General features: G+C 62.5%; 15 protein-coding genes. 6 read left to right on the top strand and 9 right to left on the bottom strand.

From position 1 onward, the window contains the following. Positions 1 to 67: 67 nt before the first annotated feature. From BVH74_RS06020 to BVH74_RS06030, 3 genes are read left to right on the top strand one after another with little or no spacing between them, the layout of a single operon-like run. Positions 68 to 2,650 carry an intermembrane phospholipid transport YdbH family protein gene (locus BVH74_RS06020; RefSeq protein ID WP_080049188.1) on the top strand — a complete coding sequence of 861 codons (2,583 nt, stop codon included), beginning with the start codon at positions 68 to 70 and terminating at the stop codon, positions 2,648 to 2,650. Between the two features lie 16 nt (positions 2,651 to 2,666). Next, positions 2,667 to 2,858 (top strand): YnbE family lipoprotein, encoded by a 192-nt coding sequence (locus tag BVH74_RS06025; protein WP_080049189.1) that lies wholly within the window; start codon positions 2,667 to 2,669, stop codon positions 2,856 to 2,858. Between the two features lie 10 nt (positions 2,859 to 2,868). Beyond that, positions 2,869 to 3,213, top strand: coding sequence for a YdbL family probable chaperone protein (locus BVH74_RS06030; RefSeq protein WP_080049190.1), 345 nt, complete (start codon positions 2,869 to 2,871; stop codon positions 3,211 to 3,213). On the opposite strand, the gene BVH74_RS06035 is transcribed toward BVH74_RS06030, so the two are convergent. The 3 genes from BVH74_RS06035 to BVH74_RS06045 all read right to left on the bottom strand — a co-directional run bounded on the left by BVH74_RS06035 (position 3,188) and on the right by BVH74_RS06045 (position 5,926). After that, positions 3,188 to 3,829, bottom strand: coding sequence for a DUF3047 domain-containing protein (locus BVH74_RS06035; protein WP_218189168.1), 642 nt, complete (start codon positions 3,827 to 3,829; stop codon positions 3,188 to 3,190). The two genes, BVH74_RS06030 and BVH74_RS06035, sit on opposite strands and share 26 nt — an antisense overlap. Before the next feature lie 79 nt (positions 3,830 to 3,908). Further along, complete coding sequence (locus BVH74_RS06040) at positions 3,909 to 4,916, bottom strand: lipase secretion chaperone (RefSeq protein WP_080049191.1); 1,008 nt, start codon at positions 4,914 to 4,916, stop codon at positions 3,909 to 3,911. A 62-nt stretch (positions 4,917 to 4,978) separates the two neighbouring features. Continuing rightward, entirely contained in the window at positions 4,979 to 5,926 is a 948-nt protein-coding gene (locus tag BVH74_RS06045; RefSeq protein WP_080049192.1) for a triacylglycerol lipase, read from the bottom strand. Positions 5,927 to 6,256: 330 nt separating this feature from the next. Here BVH74_RS06045 and BVH74_RS06050 point away from each other — a divergent pair, with 330 nt between their 5' ends. The 3 genes from BVH74_RS06050 (at position 6,257) to BVH74_RS06060 (ending at position 8,065) form a co-directional block, all read left to right on the top strand. Then, positions 6,257 to 6,736: an NfeD family protein gene (locus BVH74_RS06050; protein WP_080049193.1), complete on the top strand. Its 480-nt coding sequence runs from the start codon at positions 6,257 to 6,259 to the stop codon at positions 6,734 to 6,736. A gap of 20 nt (positions 6,737 to 6,756) precedes the next feature. Then, positions 6,757 to 7,680, top strand: coding sequence for an SPFH domain-containing protein (locus BVH74_RS06055; protein WP_080049194.1), 924 nt, complete (start codon positions 6,757 to 6,759; stop codon positions 7,678 to 7,680). Positions 7,681 to 7,780: 100 nt separating this feature from the next. Continuing rightward, on the top strand, positions 7,781 to 8,065 hold the full coding sequence (locus BVH74_RS06060) for a metal-sensing transcriptional repressor (RefSeq protein WP_080049195.1): 285 nt from the start codon (positions 7,781 to 7,783) through the stop codon (positions 8,063 to 8,065). A 25-nt stretch (positions 8,066 to 8,090) separates the two neighbouring features. Here the strand turns inward: BVH74_RS06060 and BVH74_RS06065 are convergent, their stop codons facing one another. The 6 genes from BVH74_RS06065 to BVH74_RS06090 all read right to left on the bottom strand — a co-directional run bounded on the left by BVH74_RS06065 (position 8,091) and on the right by BVH74_RS06090 (position 20,037). Beyond that, positions 8,091 to 11,240, bottom strand: coding sequence for an efflux RND transporter permease subunit (locus BVH74_RS06065; RefSeq protein ID WP_080049196.1), 3,150 nt, complete (start codon positions 11,238 to 11,240; stop codon positions 8,091 to 8,093). After that, positions 11,237 to 12,481 carry an efflux RND transporter periplasmic adaptor subunit gene (locus tag BVH74_RS06070; RefSeq protein WP_080049197.1) on the bottom strand — a complete coding sequence of 415 codons (1,245 nt, stop codon included), beginning with the start codon at positions 12,479 to 12,481 and terminating at the stop codon, positions 11,237 to 11,239. Before BVH74_RS06070 ends, BVH74_RS06065 begins: the two co-directional genes overlap by 4 nt. A gap of 129 nt (positions 12,482 to 12,610) precedes the next feature. Next, positions 12,611 to 14,176, bottom strand: a complete 1,566-nt coding sequence (locus BVH74_RS06075) for a methyl-accepting chemotaxis protein (protein WP_080049198.1) — start codon at positions 14,174 to 14,176, stop codon at positions 12,611 to 12,613. A 147-nt stretch (positions 14,177 to 14,323) separates the two neighbouring features. Then, positions 14,324 to 15,640, bottom strand: a complete 1,317-nt coding sequence (locus tag BVH74_RS06080; protein ID WP_080049199.1) for a DUF1329 domain-containing protein — start codon at positions 15,638 to 15,640, stop codon at positions 14,324 to 14,326. A 14-nt stretch (positions 15,641 to 15,654) separates the two neighbouring features. Further along, complete coding sequence (locus tag BVH74_RS06085; protein ID WP_080049200.1) at positions 15,655 to 17,544, bottom strand: DUF1302 family protein; 1,890 nt, start codon at positions 17,542 to 17,544, stop codon at positions 15,655 to 15,657. Between the two features lie 45 nt (positions 17,545 to 17,589). After that, on the bottom strand, positions 17,590 to 20,037 hold the full coding sequence (locus BVH74_RS06090; protein ID WP_080049201.1) for an efflux RND transporter permease subunit: 2,448 nt from the start codon (positions 20,035 to 20,037) through the stop codon (positions 17,590 to 17,592). Positions 20,038 to 20,046 lie beyond the last annotated feature (9 nt).

Below are 20,046 nucleotides of genomic sequence, written 5' to 3' on the forward strand. Positions count from 1 at the left end.
TCCTGTGTTCCAAATCAGAAACAGCAGCCATGCTAACCTGATGTCGGTGAATTGAGGAGAGCGATGGATGCGCAGAGGATGGCGGATTCTGGCCCTGATCGGTGTTCTGTTGCTGGTGGTGGTGATCGCCACCGGGTGGGCTGCCCAGCGGGCGTTACAGGCGGCCGGGGTGGAGCAGTGGGATGCCCAGGGACTTGGCTGGCAGGATGGTGGGCCGTACCTGCAGTCACTGAGCCTGGTACAGCGCAGTGATCAGGGGCTGGTTGAGCTGCAGTTGCAGGGCCTGTCGCTGACGCCGGGCTGGCAGCTCGGAGCCTGGCTGAAGCGGCTGACGCTTGAGCGAGTCGAACTGGCCTGGTGGCCCGCTGACACAGCGCCGGAGCAGCCGGTACTCGCGTTTGAAGATCAGCCGATACCTGACCCGCTGGCCTGGGTGCCGTTGCTCGCCTGGGCTCCGGAACAATTGGCGGTGGCCGAGTTACTGCTTGATCTGCCCTGTGCCAGCGGTCGTTGTGAGCTGGATGGTCAGCTCGATATGCAATTGATGCGGGGCGAGCCGAGCAGCCTGGCCAGTCAGATTGTGTTGAACTCGTCCGGGGTGATGCTGCATGGGGACGTGCAACTCAGTGCCGAAGCCGAGGTGCTGCGTCTGGAAACCGAATGGCAACTGGAACAGCACCCGGCACTGGCGCTGCACAGCCAATGGCGTCAGGCGGCGCAGGGGTATCACTGGCAGGGCTGGCTGAGTATTCCCGAGTGGCCCGGCAGCGAGGCGCTGTTTCCAGCCCTGCAGGCCTGGCTGGCACCGGGGCTGTTGCCGCTGGATGATTTACCTCGGGGGTTGCAGGCCACTCTGGGCTGGGACTGGCAGGGTGAACAACTGGCTGAACGGCTGGGTGCCCTGCTCGATGGTTCCGCCCGGCTGGGGGGGATTCTGCGTCTGGAACAGCCCTGGTTGCTGGACGGCGTAGGGCTGATCAGCGGCGAGCAGCAATGGGCTCTGGAGGTCGAGCAGCGGCGCTGGCGCCTGCATCAGGGCCAGGCCCAGTGGCGTTTGCAGCAGCCGGCTGCGGCATTGTTTGGCGAGGCTCTGCCGGGCGATTGGCTACCCAAGAGCCTGAACCTGACACTGAGCCCCAGTGAGGTGCTGGAACTGGACTGGGCCAGTCGCCTGCCGTTTGCGGCCCGGCTGGAGATCGACGGCCCGTTGGCCGGACAGTTGCAGGGCCAGCTGGGGCTGACCGCCCAGCCGCAACTGCGCTTGGAACTGACGGGCGGGCAGTTGGAGCTGCGGGCCGCGGCCTTGGCCTGGGATGACCTGCGGATGCGTGAAGCGCGATTGCAGGCCGCGATCGAAGCAGCATTCGACGGTCAGCGTTTGAGCGTGCAGTTGGGCGAGAGCAGCCAGGCCCGGTTGACCGAGCTGGCGTTGCCTGAGCTTGAGCTGCAACTGGCAGGCGTCGAGCTGCGCCTGCCCGGCTTGCGCTTGGAAATGGGCTTGGCCGAGGGTAGCGACTGGGCGCTGGAAACACCTTTGCGCCTGGGCATGACCCAGGTGCGCCACCCGCAGCTCAAGCCTCAGGGCTGGAGTTTCAATGGTCGTTTAAGTCAATCTCCTGCGCGGCTTAGCCTGTCGGGAACTCTTGCTGCTGCTTCCGGGCTGGCGGCAGAGCTGCGCTTCAACTGGCCGGAGCAGGCCGACTGGCAGGCCGAACTGGTGTTGCAGGAGCTGTTTCTGCGCGCTGCCAACCCGCTGGCCGAGACGCTGAGCGCCTGGCCTGAGCTGCTGAGTTTTTCCACTGGTCGATTGCAGGCACGCTTTGAACTGGGCGGGGCTGATGCCCTGGCCCGGGCCGACGGTCAGGTACGCCTCAGCGGTGGGGCCGGTATTTATGACCGCAGCAGTTTCGAGGGGCTGGAGTTGCCCCTGTCGGTCCGGCTGCGTGGTGAACAATTGCAACTGGGTTTTACCGAGCTGAAGGTGCGCAGCCTCGATCCGGGCCTGCCGCTGGGCCCGCTGGTACTGCAGGGCGAGTATCAGGCGAGCCTGGAGCGCCTGGAACAGGGCCGGTTGCGCCTGGACAGTGCGCGGCTGGGAATACTTGGCGGGCAACTGTGGCTGGAACCGGCGCAACTGGATCTGGCGGCCAGCCGCCAGGACCTGGTGCTCGGGCTTGAGGGGGTTGAACTGGCCCGATTGTTCGAGGTCTATCCAGCAGAGGGCCTGAGTGGTCGCGGTACGCTGGATGGCCGCTTGCCGGTCAGCCTGGAGAACGGCAAACTGCTGGTTGAGGGGGGGCGGGTCCAGGCCCGTGAGCCGGGTGGCATCCTCCAGTATCAGTCCGCACAGTTGCAGGCGATGGGCCGCAGCAATCCCGGTATGCGCGAGTTGGCCGTGGCCCTGGAGGATTTTCGCTATTCGGTGCTCAGCAGTGATCTGAACTATGGCAGCGATGGGGTGTTGGTACTGGCGTTGCGGCTGGAAGGTTATAACCCTGACCTGCAACGCGGGCGCCCGGTGCATTTGAACGTTCGGCTGGAAGAGGATATTCCGGCCCTGCTGGCCAGTCTGCAATTGAGCGGGCAGGTCAGCGACATCATTCAGAAACGGGTTCAGGAACGGCTATTGCAACGCCGTCTGAATCCCTAGATGCGGAGGAGCGCTGATGCGGTGGCGTACGCTTGCGGTGATAGCCGGAGCGGTCTGGTGGCTGGCGGCCTGTACGCCAACCGTACAACTGGCCGCGCCGAGCGAACCGATCAACATCAACCTGAACGTCAAGATCCAGCACGAGATCTACGTCAAGGTCGACAAGGAGCTGGATGAGCTGTTCAGTGAATCCAGTGGCCTGTTCTAGGGGAATCAATATGCGTATGACGTTCCGTAATCTGGGTCTGCTGCTGGCATTGCTGCTGAGTTCGCCGGTATGGGCCATGAGTCTGAATGATGCCATGGGTGCCTTGCCGGCGGCCAAGGCGGCTGGTCAGTTGGGCGAGCAGCCTGACGGCTATCTGGGAGTGGTGACGCCCGGCGGCAACGCAGCGGAAATCGCCCGACAGATCAACCAGGCACGTCGGGCCGAGTACCAGAAACTGGCCAACGACAATGGCATCCAACTGCGCGATGTAGAGTCGATGGCCGGCAAGAAGGCGATTGAGCGCACGCCGGCCGGGCAATACATCATGCTCAACGGGGTGTGGATGAAGAAGTAGCCCGCCAGCGGATGGTGCCGTACCAGCCTTGGGTTGGCTGACCGCTGTTGTCACAATCGGTCATGATCGCCAGCCCGTCGATATGGCGCGGCGCCTGGCCGTGCAGGGCGAGAAAATCCTCACGCACGTTGCGCTGCTCGCTCACCAGTTCGCCCGGCTGGGAGGCCGGACCACTGCGTAGCGCCAGCATCATGGCTTGCCGGGTAAAGGCGTTGGGCCAGTGACTGCCAATTGGCTGGTGGCTGGACCAGACGTAGTTGACCGCCCGGGTGCGCCAGGGGCGCAAGCCGCCATCAATGACCACGTACAGCCGGACCGGGTAATCATCGCCGGCTTTGCTACGCTCGTTGGTCCCTGCAAATACCTGATCCACGCCCCAAGACCACTCCAGAATCGGTGTTTGCTCCAGGTCGATGCGCTGGCGCAGATACAGGGCCGAGGCACTGTTGTCGCAGTGTGCATGCAGCCGGGGTGGCAACTGGTCGGCAACCAGTCGATAGTCGGTCAGCCCGGCAAAACTGCGTTGTTGCCAGGTCAGTATTTCGTGCGGCGGATAGCTGCGCTCGGCCCAGACCGGGCCGGCCAGCAGTGCGCCGAGCAGCAGCAGAATTGGCATGACGGCCTCCGAAATCATCAGGTTGATGATGACCGGTAGGCCGCCATATTGCCAACGCAGGTAGTTTCTCAGAGGCTCCCTAGCGTTCGGCGCGGCTATCGAGTTCGAGCAGACTGCTGACCCTGAGCCGCTCATGCTCGCTGAACTGCTCGTGCAGCAGGGCCTCAATCGCGGCCTGCTTGTCGCTGTCGGCCAGCCCCGGCTGGCTGATGATCGCCTGACGCTCGCGATTGAACCCGCTCAGGCGCTGATCCCATTCGCTGCGCTGGCGGTCCAGCGCTTCCAGTCGCTCGGTTGCCTGGGGACCGACCAGGTTCAGGCGCAGCTGGCGTAGCTGCTCCGGCTCGGCACCTTGCTCCAGCAACTGCTGGGTCTGCTGGCGCAGGGTCAGATGCAATTGCGGTACCAGCAACTGTTGCAACTCGTCGGGCAGCCCTTCGCGCAGCCGCTCGATCCGTTCGGCCTTGTCCTGCGGATCCAGCGACGGATCGTGCAGTATCGCCAGACGCTCAAGAGTGAACTGGTTATAGACCTCTTCGCTGGCGAAGAAGGCGGCATGCTCCTGCACGTTGAACAGGCTGGCGCGCAGGCGCTGTACGGCATCTTCGCGGGCGCGCAGGCCGTCCAGCTCGGTCACCATCGGGAAGCGTCGCTCCAGTTCCACCAGCTCAGTCTTGTAGTCGATATAGCGATCCAGCAGATCCAGGGCCTGACCCAGAGCCGGTTCATGCAGCTGGCTGGCCAGATAGTCGCGGATACCGCTGCTGGCCTGCTCGAATGACTGTTCGCCGACGGTGCTGAAGAAATAGTCGAACAGGTGACGCAGCTGGTCGGTAATCACCAGATTGCCTTGGGCATCGACTTCCAGTTGACCATCGATTTCGGTATCGCGCAGTGAGGCGGGCAGGTTCTGGTCGGTGCTGCGAGTGACCGGACGGGGCTGGTTCAAAGGCGTTGTGGCGGGTTGTTCACTGCTGGCTTGTGGCGGCTTTGATGAAAGGCTGGATGGGCTGGGTGTCGGTGTGCTCAGGTGCCAGCCGAGCAGGCCCAGGCCGAGTAGCAAAGGCAGATAAATCAGTGGCTTCATGTCGATATCGGTACCTTTGACTGGCCCCTGAGGGCCAGTCCTGTCTGGTTGTAGAGCCTATTTCAGAGCCCGACGTTCTTCAGGCGATTGGCTTGTTGGCGATAGACCGATACCGGGCTGGTCTCGAATATGCTGGTCAGCCCGAAGGTCTGGTTCACCTCATCCAGGTGGTTCATCCGGTAGTTGTCGCGGATCACCATACCCAGCCGGGAGCTGCAGCGTCCGACCAGACCATCGTTGGCCTCGAAGCCGAAGGTCAGGGAGGTGGCGCCGAGCAACAGATCGGAAGGGTCGAGTATGTTGGTCAGCGGGCTGGTGCCGCTCCAGGAGTAATAGCGCACGCCATTGACCACGTAATCACCCTCGCCGCAGGCACTGGTCGGCACCCCTTGGGGGAAGCGGGCGTTGAAGCGCGCGGCGCCTTCGGAGTTCAGCGACTCCAGCGTGCCCAGCGAGTTCTGTGGGGTGTCCGAACTGCTACCGGAGAGGAAGTTGATCAGCGCCCCCAGACCGTTGACGATCCCGGCCAGGATCGCTTCGCTGGCCGAGTCTTCCGGCACCTGGCGGATGAAGTCGGCGGCGGCCGAACCTTTGTGCGGCGCGCCGATGCTGGTGACCGAGGCGACCAGATCCGGGCGCACGGCGGCGACGTAGCGGATGGTGGGTCCACCATGACTGTGGCCGAACAGGTTGACCTTGGGTTTGCCGCTGATGGCGACGATTTCCTCGACTTGGGTCAGCAGTTGTTCGCCCCGGGCTTCGGAAGTGTCGAGCTGACTGACTTCGGTGACGTAGACAGTGGCACCGTCTTTACGCAGGGCAGAGGGAATGCCGTACCAGTAGTCGACCCCGAGCAGGCTGTCGAAGCCGAGCATGCCGTGGGTCAGGACGATCGGGTACTGGGTCTTGGTGTAGTTCGAGGAGCTGAACAGGAAGGCCTGGGCCTGGGTGCTGATACCCAGCGTGGTGGCCAGCCCGAGGGCGAGCGAGAGCCGAGTCTTGTTGCGCATAATGCGAGTCCTTGTGCGGTTTTATTGTTGTTGTGTCTCTGACTGCATCACAGAGGCTGTCCGGGAGCATAGTCAGGCCGGGTACTGAATTGAAGGCGCGGCGCAGGGTTGAGTAGGGTTGACCTTGGCGGCTGAAAAGTGACCAATTGGTCGCGGGCTCTGGCATCCGGATATTGTCCGGATGAATCCGATGAACGGTAATTCAGATCTTGGGCATGTCAGCAGTGAAACTGTGAACGGGTTCCGCAAACCCGATTGAGCGCCCCCGAGCCGGGGCAATCTGGTAGACTCTCAGGCTTTGCCTGCCACCGTTAATGCAAGGATGTCATCATGCTGCTGAGCAGTTATGTCAACGGGTATGCCTTCTGGCTGCTACTGGGGTTCGCCCTGCTGATTTCCGAATTCTTCGTCCCGGGGCTGATCGCGGCTTTCTTTGGCCTGGGCGCGCTGATTGTCGGAGTTCTGACCCTGCTGGGGATCATTGAAGGGCTGTCGGCCCAGATCACCCTGTTCTCGCTGATCAGTCTGGCCATGCTGTTTGGTCTGCGTCGGCGCTTTCAACGCTGGCTGATCGGTGCCAGCTCCGACAAGGCCAAGACCGATCTGGACAACTCCGGCTATGTTGGCGCGCGTGTCACCGTGCTGGCCGATTTTGTCCAGGGCGTGGGCCAGGTCTCGCTCAACGGGGCCAAATGGGATGCCGAGTCCAGTGAACCGCTCAAGGCCGGAGATGCCGCCTGGGTCATCAGTCACCACGGCATTGTCCTCAAGGTCAGCACCCAGCAAACCGATACCAACACCCCCAAGTAGTCTCAATACGGAGTTAAAGCATGGATATTGCAACCATTATTTCCCTTGCGTTTTTGGCGCTGGTCATCATCACGGTCGTCAAGACCGCGCAGATCGTGCCGCAGCGTTCGGCCTATGTGGTCGAGCGTCTGGGCAAGTACGTCAAGACCCTGGATGCCGGCTTTCACCTGCTGATCCCTTTCGTTGACCGGATCGCCTACAAGCACACCCTCAAGGAAGAGGCCATCGACGTACCGCGTCAGGCCTGTGTGACCAAGGACAACATCCAGGTGGTGGTCAACGGGGTGATCTACCTGCAAGTGATCGATCCCAAGGATGCCAGCTACGGTATCAACGACTACCGCTATGCGGCCATGCAACTGGCCCAGACTACCCTGCGTTCGGTGGTCGGCAAGATCGATCTGGACAAGACCTTCGAAGAGCGTGACGCGATCAACGTGCAGGTGGTGCATGCGCTGGATGAAGCAGCCAAGCAATGGGGCGTGAAGGTGATGCGTTATGAGATCGCCGATATCGAACTGCCGGCGACCATTCTCGATGCGCTGGAGAAGCAGATGCGCGCCGAGCGGGAGCGTCGTGCGGTGGTGGCCCAGTCCGAAGGTGAACGTCAGGCCAAGATCAACGTGTCTGAAGGTATCAAGCAGGAAACCATCAACCTGTCCGAGGCGGACAAACTGCGCCAGATCAACGAAGCCGAAGGTAAGGCTCGCGAGATTGAGTTGATCGCTGAAGCAACGGCCCTGGGCCTGCGCCGGGTAGCCGAAGCGATTACCTCCGAGGGTGGCAAGGATGCGGTAGCGTTGCGCGTGGCCGAACAGTATGTACGTGAATTCGGCAACCTGGCCAAGACCAACAACACCATGATCCTGCCGGCAGAGCTGAGCAACATTGGTTCGGCGGTGGCCGCAATCACCAAGACCCTGGAAGCTGCCAAGGCCTCGTAATTGGTGGAAATGAAAAGCTTTCCCATCTGGGCGTGACGCAGAACCGTCTTTCGCCTTACACTGCCTCACGATATGGACGTTTTAATGAGGATAGAGACCGATGCAAGCAACTTTAGTGGCGGATGAAGCCGCTGAGGCTCGGCAAAAGGCTATGCTGATGCGTCTGGCCAGGGTCGAAGGCCAGATTCGCGGCATTCAGGCGATGATTCGGCGCGGAGAGTCCTGCGAAGCGATTGCCCAGCAGTTCTCCGCCTCACGCAGCGCCCTGGACAAGGCCTATCGCATGCTGCTGACCTGTCTGATCGAGGAAACCTTGCAGGAGCCCGGTCAGGACACCGCTGAGGCGGTGGAGCGGGTGCGCAAGTTGTTTATTAAATACACCTAAGCCCTCTGCATAACGGGTCCGGCCATCAGGCCGGACCCGTTTCTTTTGCCCCATCCATTTCACTGCGGCGCTGCCAGTGGCTCTCCAGTACCGACAGCAAGGCCGGAATCACCAGTAGTACCAGCAGAGTTGAGAAGCCCAGACCGAAGGCGATTGAAGTGGCCATCGGGATCAGGAACTGGGCCTGCAGCGATTTCTCGAACAGCAGCGGGGTCAGCCCGCCGATGGTGGTCAGTGAGGTTAGCAGCACCGCGCGCAACCGTTGGACTACCGCTTCATTGAGCGCTTCGTTGACCGCCAGCCCGCGTTTGCGCTGGAGCTGGTAGAAGCTGGTGAGAATGATCGAGTTGTTGACCACGATGCCGGACAGGCCGAACAGACCGAACAGCGACAGAATGGTCAGGTTCAGGCCCATCACCCAGTGCCCGAACAGGGCCCCGACCAGCGCCAGCGGGATCACCGCCATGACGATCAGTGGGGTGCTCCAGGACGAGAACACCCAGACCAGTACCGCGTACATCAGCAGCAGCCCGACCAGCAGGCCAGTGCGCATGTCGGCGAAGGTCTCGCGCTGGTCGGCGGAGCGACCTTCGAAGCTGTAGCGTACGTTGTGGCGCCCTGCCAGCTCCGGTAGGACCGGTGTCAGGGCTTCCAGTACCTGGCCAGCAGTGGTCTGGGTCGGGTCGAGATCGGCGCTGACTTCGACAGCCAGCCGGCCTTCGGCGTGGCGCAGGGCTTCAAACCCCTGGCGGGTGGAGAACTGGGCTACCTGACTCAAGGGCACGAAACGGCCGTCGTCCAGGCGGATGCTCAGGTCGCTGAGGCTGGCCAGTTGTTCGCGTTCGGCGCGGGGCAACTGAACCCTGACTTCGATCTCGTCGGACTGCTGCTGGTAGATCTGGGCCAGACGACCGTCGTAGGCGGCGCGCAGTTGCCGGCCCAGGCTCTGGGTGCTCAACCCCAGAGCCTGGCCGTAGGGTGTCAGCCGATAGACCAGTTGTTCGCGGCCCCAGGCCATGTCGTCCTCAGTGCTGACTACGCCTTCGATCGAAGCAAGCATCACCCCCAGGGCGTCGGCGGCTTCCTTAAGTTGTTCCGGTGTTTCGCCGGTCAGGCGTACATTGATGTCCTTGCCCGGTGGCCCGGCAATGCGCTCGTTGATGCTGAGGCGGTCGATACCGGCCGGCAGACGGATACGTTCGCGCCAGGCGCGGATGAACTGCTGGTTGCGTACGGTGCGGTGGTCTGGGGAGACCAGCTCGACCAGGATCGAACCAAGCTGATCGCCCTGACGCCCGGTGCCGGCCGCGCCGATCACCTCACCCTGGCGGACCACCGCCGTGGCGATCAGGTTGCCGCCCAGCGCCTGTTCGGTGGCGTTGAGACTGTCCTGCAGATGTTCGAGAAAACGCTCGACTTCGGCCCGTGGGGTGCCGGCGACGAAGCTGGCGTTGGCGTACAGGACCTGGGGCTCGGGGGTCGGGAAGAAACTGAAGCCGATCCGTCCGCTGCTGAGCAGGCCGAAGGCCAGCAGCACGCAGGCAAACGCGCTGGCCAGCGTTGCGCCACGGTGGCGCAGCGACAGCGCCGAGAGTCGGCGGAACGGGCCATCACGAAAACGTCCGAAACGCTGATCGAAGCTCAGTCGCACACTGTCGACCCGGTTCATCAGCCGGGCCCAGCGGCTGTTGCCGGGCAGGGTCGGGGCTGGTTTGAAGGCATTGCGCAAATGGTGCGGCAGGACCACGAAGCATTCCAATAGCGAGGCGATCAGGATGCAGATCATCACCGTCGGGATGTCACCGAGGATGTTGCCGAAGATCCCGCCGACCATCAGTAGCGGCATGAACGCGGCGATGGTGGTCAGTGACGAGGCCAGTACCGGCCAGAACATCCGCTTGGCTGCACCCTCGGAAGCGTAGTCGGGGTCTTCGCCGCTGCGAAAGTGCGCATCGGCATCCTCACCGACCACAATGGCGTCATCGACAATCACCCCGAGCGCCATGATCAGGGCGAACAGCGAGATCATGTTGATCGAGCCGCCGATCAGCCAGAACACCCCGAGCGCAGCGAGAAAGGCGGTGGGAATGCCGACCGCGACCCACAGCGCGACCCGCGCCGGCAGAAACAGGTAGAGCAGCAGCAACACCAGCACCAGACCGCCGAGCCCGTTGTTGATCAGCAGGCTGACCCGGTCATTGATCAGTTGCCAGGCTTCGTCGTAGGTCTTGAGTTCAAGGCCTGGCGGCAGGCTCGGGCGGACTTCGTCGAGCCAGTCATTGAGAAGCTTTGCCGAGGTCAGCGAATTGCCGTTTTCGGCCCGCTGCAAGGCCAGTTCCACAGCCGGATAGCCTTGGTAGCGCAGCTTGACCTGATTGCGCATGGCTTCCTGACGGATCTCGGCGATATCGCCCAGGCGCAGGTGATTGATGGTGCCCGGTTGCAGCGGCAGGTCGGCGAACTGTTCGGGGCTGCGGCGCTGTTCGATCGCCCGAAGCTCGCGGGCCGAGTCCTGATCGCCGGCCTGCCCGGCCGGCAGGTCACGGGACTCGGCGGCGATCCGGTCGGCGATCTGGTCAAGCGACAGGCCCAGTTGCTGCAGGCGGGCGTTGGGCACTTCGATGCTGATCTGCTGCTCGGGCAGGCCGCGAATATCGATCCGGTCGATGCCACGGGCCAGTAGCTCACGCTCGAAGCGGTAGGCCAGACTGCGCAGTTCATGGTCGGCGTAGGGGCCGTAGATCAGCAAATTGGCCACCGGGTCATAACGTGCAACCCGGACCACTTCGGGCTTTTCCGCATCACCGGGCAGGTTGCGGAACTCATCGACCAGTTGCCGGGCATCGTCCAGGGCGACGATGGCATCGGTGCCCTCATGGAACTCCAGGGTAATGCTGGAAATGCCCTGGGCTGAGGTCGAGGTCATCGACTTGAGGTTCTGCAGGCTGCGCAGGCGCTGCTCCAGCGGCAGGGTGATGGCCTGCTCGATATCCTCGGCTGCGGCCCCGCTCCAGACCACCCGCACGGTAACGAAGTCGAGGGCGAAGGTGGGAAAGAACTGGATATTCATCCGCGACAGGCCCAGCAGGCCGCCGCCGAGCATTACCAGCATCAGCAGGTTGGCCGCGACCTTGTGGCGGACGAAAAAGCCGATCGGGCTGCGTGAGCGGCTCATGCCTCGGGCTCCACGGCGCTTTCACCGGTATCGACCTTCAGCCCCGGCATGGCGTTGGGCAGATGGGTGACGACGATGCGCATGCCGGCCTGCAACTGGGGCGAACGCAGCAGTACCCGGCGTTCGCCGTCCGGGCCATGGGTTTCACCCAGACGCTCGACCTGGATCCGTTGCAGTCGTTGTTCACTGACCGCGTAGATGGTGTCGTTGCCGTAGAGTGCACTGTAGGGCAAGGCCACACTGTCCGGCTGGTTGGGGCGCGAGACGCTGATTGCCAGCAGGTTGCCGACCCGCAGGGCCGCGGTGGGCTGGTCAAGAGTAAAGATTGCGTCGACCCCGCGTGGATCGGCCTGGCCGGCGATCCGCTCCAGGGTCAGGGTTAATGGAGGCTGGGTTTCCAGGCTGCGGGCTTGCAGCCGCTCGCCTCGGGCCAGGGCGTCGATGTAGGCTTGGCTGTGGGTCTGCGGCAGAGTGGCGCGCAGCTCCAGGCCGTCCAGCGGATACAGGGCCAGCAGTGCGGCATTGGCATTGACCTGATCGCCGACTGCGATCTGCACCTGGCTGACCACGCCGTCGAAGGGCGCACTGAACCGGCTGCGCCGGGCATCGCGTTCCATGCTTTCCAAAGTGGCTTTGGCCCGCTCCAGCCGGGCTTGGAGTGCGGCACGCCGAGATGGGTAGCTGTCGATATTGCGCTGGCGGTTGGCAACGGTCAGGGCGGCGCGCTCAAGCACATCCTCGGCATTGTCGAGTTCGGCGTGTGGCGCCAGTTGCCGTTCAACCAGTTGACGCATGCGTTCCAGTGCCTTCTGGGCGTTGCCCTGGATACGTTTTTCCAGCTCCAGTGCCTGACGATCATTGCTATGGATGCTCGCTTCACTGGCCAGCTGGGCCTCGGCGTCGGCCAGGTCCGCCCGGGCCTGCTGCAGGCGCGGCAGAATATCGGCCTCATCCAGCGCCACCAGCAATTCCCCGGCGCTAACCTGCTGGCCATCGCGCACCGGCAGCTCGGCGATCCGCCCGGCCAAGGGCGCGACCACGGTAAAGCGCAGCGGTGATTCGATCTGGCCGTAGAGGGTCAGGCTTGGCTGGAACGTATCGGGGCGAATCTCGACCACATCGACGCGCCAGCTGCGCTCTTGCGGGGCGACCGGATCTGGTACATCACGAGTCAGGCGTAACAGCAGAAACACCGCCAGGCCAAAAATGATTATTAGTATGGGTATGAGGCGCTTGCGCATGGTCAATCCTGACAGGACAGAAGTGCGCTCTGTATAGCCTGCCGGTCCGGGTTGGGGCAATACCCTGATGTGCCCAGGGTATTACCGAATGTGCCTCTATCACTTTAGCCGATGACAGTCGTGCTGAGTTCAGGTCTGCTGCAGGTGGGCAATCAGCCCCTGCTGGCGCTCGACCTGCTGGCCAACTGCTGCACCGGCCTGCAGGGTGTCGATCAGGTGCTGGTGGGTAGTGCTGGCGAGCTGATGGATATGTTGCAGGCGCTGGCTGATCTCGCTGGCGGTTTGGCTCTGCTGGTCACTGGCGGCGGCGATCTGCTGGTTGCGGTCATCGCCCTGTTCGATGCCTGCGCAGATGCTGCCCAGGGCCTCGTGGCAGGCGTTCACATGCTCGACGCTTTGCTGCGAATGGCTCTGCCCCCGGTGCATGGTGGTGACCACTGCTTCTGCACCCTGTTGCAGGGTGCTGATCATCTGCTGGATTTCGTCGGTCGAAGCCTGGGTGCGCTGGGCCAGGGTTCTGACTTCATCGGCGACCACCGCGAAGCCGCGACCATTCTCGCCAGCGCGGGCGGCTTCAATCGCAGCGTTGAGTGCCAGCAGGTTGGTCTGCTCGGCAATCGCCCGGATCACTTCGAGAATGCGCCCGATCGACTGGCTGTGCTGGTTCAGGCTGTCGACTGCGACGGTGGCCTGCTCCAGTTCACTGGCCAGGGCCTGAATGCTGGTCCGGGCATCTTCGGCGCGCTGGCGGCCAAGTTGCCCGGCCGTGCGGTTGGCGCTGCCCAGCCGGGCCGCGTCGCGGGTATTGGCCGCAACCTCGCGGATGGTGGCGCTGAACTGTTCGACGGCGGCGGCAATCGCCGCCAGGCTGTCCTGTTGTTGCTGGCTGCCATGGTGGCTGCTGGAGAGCAAATGGTTGGCGGTCTGGACGTGCCCGGTGATTTGCTGATTGCTGTCGCCAAAGCGGGTGACCATGACCGCCAGCCGGGTTTCGAGCAGGCGCAGCGACAATTGTATCTGTCCAATGGCATCGGCCCGACCAGTGTAGATTAACTGTTTGATCGGATGGGCAAGCAGTTTTCGGCAATGGCTGGTCAACTGTTCCAGGGCCCGGTTATGCCAGCTCAACAGCAGACCGGTGGCTGCCAGGCTGGTGAGAATACAGAGCCAGCCGATCAGGTCGCCTCGTTGCAGCGCCAGCAGCACCAGCGGCATGAAGCCCAGGCTTGCCAGCAGCAGTTGCCAGTGCGCCGGTCGCAGCCAGGCCCAGCGTAGCTCCGGTGGCTGGCGGCCTTGGCCGCGAATACGATAGATCCGCTGGGTACGGGCGATGGTGACGGGGTCAGGCAGATGGTAGATGGCCTGATACTCAAGAATCTGGCCGTTGCTATCGGTGATCGGGCTGATATAGGCATCAACCCAGAATTCACTGCCGTCAGCGCGGCGGTTCTTGAGCATGCCCATCCAGGACTGGCCCTTGCCCAGAGTCTCCCACAGGTCCTTGATCGGGCCCTTGGGCATGTCAGGATGACGCAGTCGGGCAATCGGTTGACCGACCAGCTCGGCCGGCGTCAGTCCGGCAGCAGCATAAAACGGATCGCTGGCCTGCAATACCCGGCCGGCAGTATCGGTAACGACCAGCAGCTGGGCCGGTGGGTGGTCGACGGTTTTTGGCAGCGATTGATGGCGGCTCATCCTTACCCTCTCGTGTTGTTGTTATTCAGTCAGTGTGCTGTCGTGCCCGATGTACCAGGTAGCGTGCTGGCGCAATGACTGATTCAGGAGCGCAGTTTTGGAAAAACAGGGCCCGCATTGCGCGGGCCCAAGGAGCAGCAAAGGGGGTTAGTTGCCGGTGGCGCGCATGTGCTGCACGCTGAACATCTCCGGCGTGCTCAGGCTGGGGTCGACCTGGCCCTTGAACTGACCGGTGGTGCAGTGCATGGCCTGGACATCGATCATGCTGAAACTGTCATCGATCGATACCCCGCTGCCCTTGTTCTTGGGCAGGTGATGGTCGGGGTGGGCCTGACCGATGGTGAAGGTCTTCCACAGGCTGCCACGCCGGTCATAGGCCACGGTACGCGGGATGGTGAAGGTCTGCGCATCCATGTAGTGGGTGCGCTTGGCCAGCGGGTGGCTGCCGTCGACCGGCTCGGCCTCAACCTCGTAGACCTTGCGCAACTGCCAGGTGATGTTGGGGAAACAGCCACCCTGGCCACCGAAGGCCACCACTTGATAGCCGTCGCTGTCACTGTGGGTTTCGCTGTCCAGTTGCAGGTCGTTGTGGTTATAGAACGGCATCAGCATGTACCGGGTGCCCTTGTAGCTCCAGTTCATGTCCGAGATGCGCCCGTTGTAGCCTTCGAAGTCTTCGATCATCAGGTCCGAACCGAGGAACGCGTCGGTCACCTGACCGGTGGCCAGGCGCCGCACCCGGCGCTGAAAGCCCAGGTACAGCCAGGAGTTGTCACGCTTGAGATCATCCATGGCGCGGTGAATCAGCAACTGGGTGTTGCGCACATCATGGGGTTCGAGCACCTGTACGTAGATGCCACGGAACAGCTCCGAGGGGTTGGGGGTAATCGCCGGCTTGGGCTCCTGATTGACCCGCCCGGTGAAGTTGAGGAAGTGGAAGTTGAACTTGATGGTCCGCTCGACACGGCCATTGTTCATGTCCCGGTACTTCCAGTAGAAGGGCATGATCGCGGCGCTGTCGCCCCAGTTGTAGCCGTACTTGTAGTTCCAGGCCAGCTTTTCACCCGCGCGTGGATCGTTGGCGTCCGGTTCTTCTGGAAACGGCCGTCCGGCCTGCCAGCCGTTGATTTCGCCGGGCTTGGCGCCAAGACTGACCTGACCGAGGCCGGCACGGGTGGCTTCGACGTAGTTAGGATGCAGGTCGAAGGAACTGGTCTGGCCGACGGTCAGCTCGACCCAGCCCTGCTCGATGAAGCTCAAAAAGGCCGGGTCGATGATGTCTTTGAACTGCGCGACATTGCCCTGGTTGATGGTCATGCCGGCCGACAGGCCCGGATGGCTGGGCTGGCTGTCGCGATAGGGATAAAAGCTGTTGTCGACCACGTCGGCCAGTGCTTGACTGCTACCGAGGGTAGCAGCCAGGCCCAGAGCCAGGGTGCAGCGAGTGAGTGTCTTGTTGTTCATGTCCAGTCCTCGTTTTAGAAGCTGTAGCGCAGTGTCAGTTGCAGTTCGTCCTGGCCCTTGGCCATGCCCAGCGGGCCGGCGCGGAAGCGACCCAGCGGCTCATAACCGCCCAGACCCAGGCTGTGGCCCTCCGGATGGCCGGGGAAGGCGGCGGTGAAGGGGTCCCAGGGGTTGCAGGTGCGGCAATCGTCGAACTTGTTGGCGCCGCTGCCGACCTTGAGGTTGGCACCGCCGATCAGGCGCAGGTTGTCGCTGACCAGCCACTCGATGCTGGGCGCTACGGTGGTGGCACCGGCACGGAAGTCGTGGGCGGCCAGCAACTGCGGGCTCAGGCGATCACGCATCCACCAGCCCTTGACCAGCAGGGTGCCGATCCAGTTGGCCTTCCAGTCGGGGATGCCGACCCGGCCCAGCTCACGCTTCTCGCTTTCGTACTGATGGATGTGCTGGCCAAAGATCTGCCCGGAGAACAGGAACGCCCGGCGGCTGTTCAGGGCCGGGATGAAGATGTTCTTGTCGGCGCCGATCACATAGCGGGTCACACTGTTTTCCGAGTACAGCCGGCTCTGCATAGTGTTGGCGAACTCCTCACCCTCGGTGTGTGCGACTTCAACCCGGAACACGGTATCCAGCCCTTGCGAGTAGTAGTCGAGTGAGCCGCCGAGCAGGTTGACCCGCGGGAAGTGGATATCGAAGGCGATCAGGTAAGGCCAGATCCCGGTTTCCCCGGTAAAGCCGTTCTGCGCCGGGATACCGCCACGCAGGGATGGCAACTGGCTGCGGTAGGTCAGGGCATTGAGCGAGAAGCCGATATCCCCGTAGACCCCTTCGAGCTTGAGGCCGAACTGGGTGTTGGACAGGCTCCAGGCCGGCATGTGGGCCTTGCGGATACCGATCTGGCCGGGGCCAAAGTCAGTGGCAATATCGCCGTTGGCGAAGTTGGCGACGGTGCCGCCGTACTCCCACAGGGTGTTCATGCCGCGGAAGAAACAGCCGGCGTCGAGGATCACGTTGGGCGAGCCGCACTGGCCGATGTCATGCGGGCGGAAACGGTCGAAGTTCCACACGAACGACAGGTTGAGGTCGTCGAAGACGTTGCCGGCGCCCATGCGGTAGTCGGACTTGAGAATCCACATCGGGATGCGGATGTCTTCCAGCTCGTCGTAGATGTTGTTGCGTGAGAAGTCCACCGGGTTGATCACATCAAGCACCCGGAACAGGTCGGTCCGGCCCCAGATCACCTGTTGTTTGCCCAGCCGGGTACTGAGGATGTGGCCGTTATCGAAGCCATAGTCGAAGTCGACATACAGCTCACGGATGAAGTCCAGCCGGTCGTTGAACTCGGAAAAGCGCAGGTCGTTGCTGTCCTTATCCAGATAACCGTTGATACAGCCGCGCTTGTCCTTGTCGCAGGGGCGCACCGGAACCCCGAAGGCGACTCCGCCGGAGGTTTTGTGCAGGTTCTCGCCGAGCACGATCATGCCGCGATTGGGGTGGTTGGCGACGTCGAAACTGTTGGGCAGTTTCAGGCCGCTACCGTGGGGCACGCTGGTGCTGCCGCCAAAGCCGCTGGTGTTCTCCAGGCTGACGGCGCCCCCGGCCTTGCGTCCGTATTCGCTACTGTTGAGGTCGTAGACCCCGTCGTAGCTACCGCGCAATACCCCGTTCCAGGACACGTTGCTGAACGGGCCGCGCTCGCCGAGCTTACGCTCAGCATTGAGCTGCAGGGTGTTGCGGAATTTCGACAGGCCGACATGGTCGCGGACATAGGTGGCGTTCTCGTAGAAACCGGTGATCTTGGTTTCCTCGCTGGCGATAGCACCGGCCAGCGGAGTCAGCGCCAGCCCGGCGCCGCCGAGCAGGGCGAGACTCCAGTGTCTGAGGCCTTTTCTTGTTGTTTGCATTGGCAGTTCCTCTTGAGGGCTGAAAAAGGAGTGGCGGACGAGATGTCAGCCAGCTCCCGGGATTGGGTCGCCCTGGGTATGGGCGGGCAGGGCAGGGTTGGGCGCGGTATCGCGGTCGGCATGCAGGATGCCGTCCTCGTCGGCGTAGACATTGGTGATGAAGCGCGGACGCAACACCAGAATCCAGGACGGCACCAGCAGCATGGCGGCCAGGCCGTTGATGACGATCATCACGCACAGCAGCATCGCCGCGTCGGACTGGAAGCGCAGGTCGGAGAGGATCACCCACATGATGATCCCGGCCATCAGGGTCACGGCGGTGAAGCTGATGGCCATGCCGGTGGTGGCGATGGCGTGGCGTACCGCTTCGGGCAGGTGGCCGCGCTTGGCCATTTCTTCGCGAATGCGGTCCATCATGTAGATCGAATAATCGATACCCACACCAATGCCGACCGCGATCACCGGTACCGTATTGATGTCGATATTGAGTCCGGCCAGACCCATGTAGGCATAGGTCAGAGTGGTGGCGAACAGCATTGCCAGCAGCAGCATCAGTCCGGCATGCCAGGAGGTGTAGAACAGCATGACGAAGGCGAAGATCAGCAGGAACACCAGCGGCAATACGATCAGGTTGGTCTCGAACGCCGACTCGTTCATGGCTGCAGCCACGCCCAGGGTGCCGCCGGCCAGGCGAATGCTCAGACCCTCGACCTTGCCCTCGTTCTCGGCGATCCACTCGCGGGCCATGTGGATGGCGCGGCGGATGGTCTCGCCCTGGCGGTCCTTGTAGTAGAACACCAGGTTGGCGATGCGGTCGTCGGTGTCGTTGAACTCGTTGAGCGCACCGGGGATCGGGCTGGAGGCCATGTAGGTGAACATCAGCCCGCCGACGTAATCCGCTTCGTGGGGAATCTGGAACCAGCGCGGATCATCGTTGTGCATCAACCGGTTGACCTGTTTGATCAGATCCGGCAAACCCTTGCTGCCGCCCACTCCGGGGTCGGCCAGCATGTGTGCCTGCAGATCCTGCAGGGCTCGCAGCACCTCGGGCTTTTTCAGCCCGCCGATCTCGGCGTGTTCGGCGATGATGTACAGCTCTTCGGAACCGGGGAACCGCTCGTTGACCTCTTTGGACGACAGATTGTAGTCATGCTCGGGATAGAGAATCGGTGAACCCGGCTCGGAATCGCCGATGCGCACCTGCGAGGCCGAGAACAGGCCAACCAGGATCGCCAGGGCGGCGATGCTCAGGGCGATACGCGCGGCGCCCGGGCGACTTACGGTATTGGCGCAGACGACCCCAATGTGGCGCAGGAAGGTTTCCTTGAGTTGCGGGTTTTTCGGGGTTGGCAGGATCGACAGCAGCAGTGGTACGCCGATCAGCACGGTGAGAATCACCGTGGTGGCCCACAGCGAGGCATAAATACCCAGTTTGGTGTTCAGCGCAATCGAGCCGATCGCAATCAGCGACAGGCCGACAGCGTCGGAGATCACACCGAGCGAGCCGGGACGGAACAGACTTTCAAAAGTGGCTCGCGCTGCCCGTGGGCCATCACCGCACTCGCGTACCTCGGCATAGTAGCGCTCGACCAGTTGCACCCCGTGGCTCATGGCCCGTGCGGCGATCAGGAACGGAATCACCAGACCCAGCGGGTCGAGATTGAAGCCCAGCAGGCTGATGATGCCCAAACCCCAGATGGTCGAGATCAGTACCCCGCCGAGCGGAATCAGTACGCCGTAGGCCTTGCGGAAGTGGAAGACCAGCAGAGCGAGCATGGTCAGCACGGTGAAGATGAAGATCTGCAGGATCTGATCCATGTAGGTATAGGCCCAGCCGACCAGCACCGGTTGGCCGGTGGCATACAGGGTGATGCCATCGCGGGTTTCCGCCTCACGCAGGGCCTGCAGTTGGGCGAAGGTCTGCTCGTAATCGAGCTGGCCTTCGATCAACTGGGCCTTGACCAGTGCCATCCGAAAGTCCGAGGAAACCAGCGGCCCATAGATTTGCGGGTTGGCGGCTACGTCGGCGCGCATCTGCTCCAGTTGCTCGGCACTGTAGGGCGCGCGCTCGGCTTCAAAGTAGGGCTCGGAGTTGATCGAGCCGACTTCGGTCAGCCAGATCTTGCGCGAATTGCGGTGGGTAACGCTGGAAACCAGGTTGTGGTTGACCCCTGGCAGGCTGTCGACCGCATGGGTGATGCGGTCGATGGTCGCCAGGTTGGCGTTGCTGAAGATATCGCCCTCGTCGAAAGCGATACCGACCACCAGGACGTTGGCCCCGCCGAAACTGTCCTTGATGCTGTTGTGCAGCTCAATGTAGGGATGCTGCTGGGGCAGCAGATCGGCGAAGTCGGTATAGATCTTCAGCCCCGGAATGCGCAGCGCGAACATCAGAGTCAGTAGGGCGATGGCGGCCAGGACCTTGCGTGGATTGTTGAAGATCCACACTTCGAGGCTATGCATGGCATGGGTGAAACGGTGCAATCCAGGCATGTCGATACC

The organism is Halopseudomonas phragmitis, assembly GCF_002056295.1.
In the GTDB taxonomy this organism is placed as follows: domain Bacteria; phylum Pseudomonadota; class Gammaproteobacteria; order Pseudomonadales; family Pseudomonadaceae; genus Halopseudomonas; species Halopseudomonas phragmitis.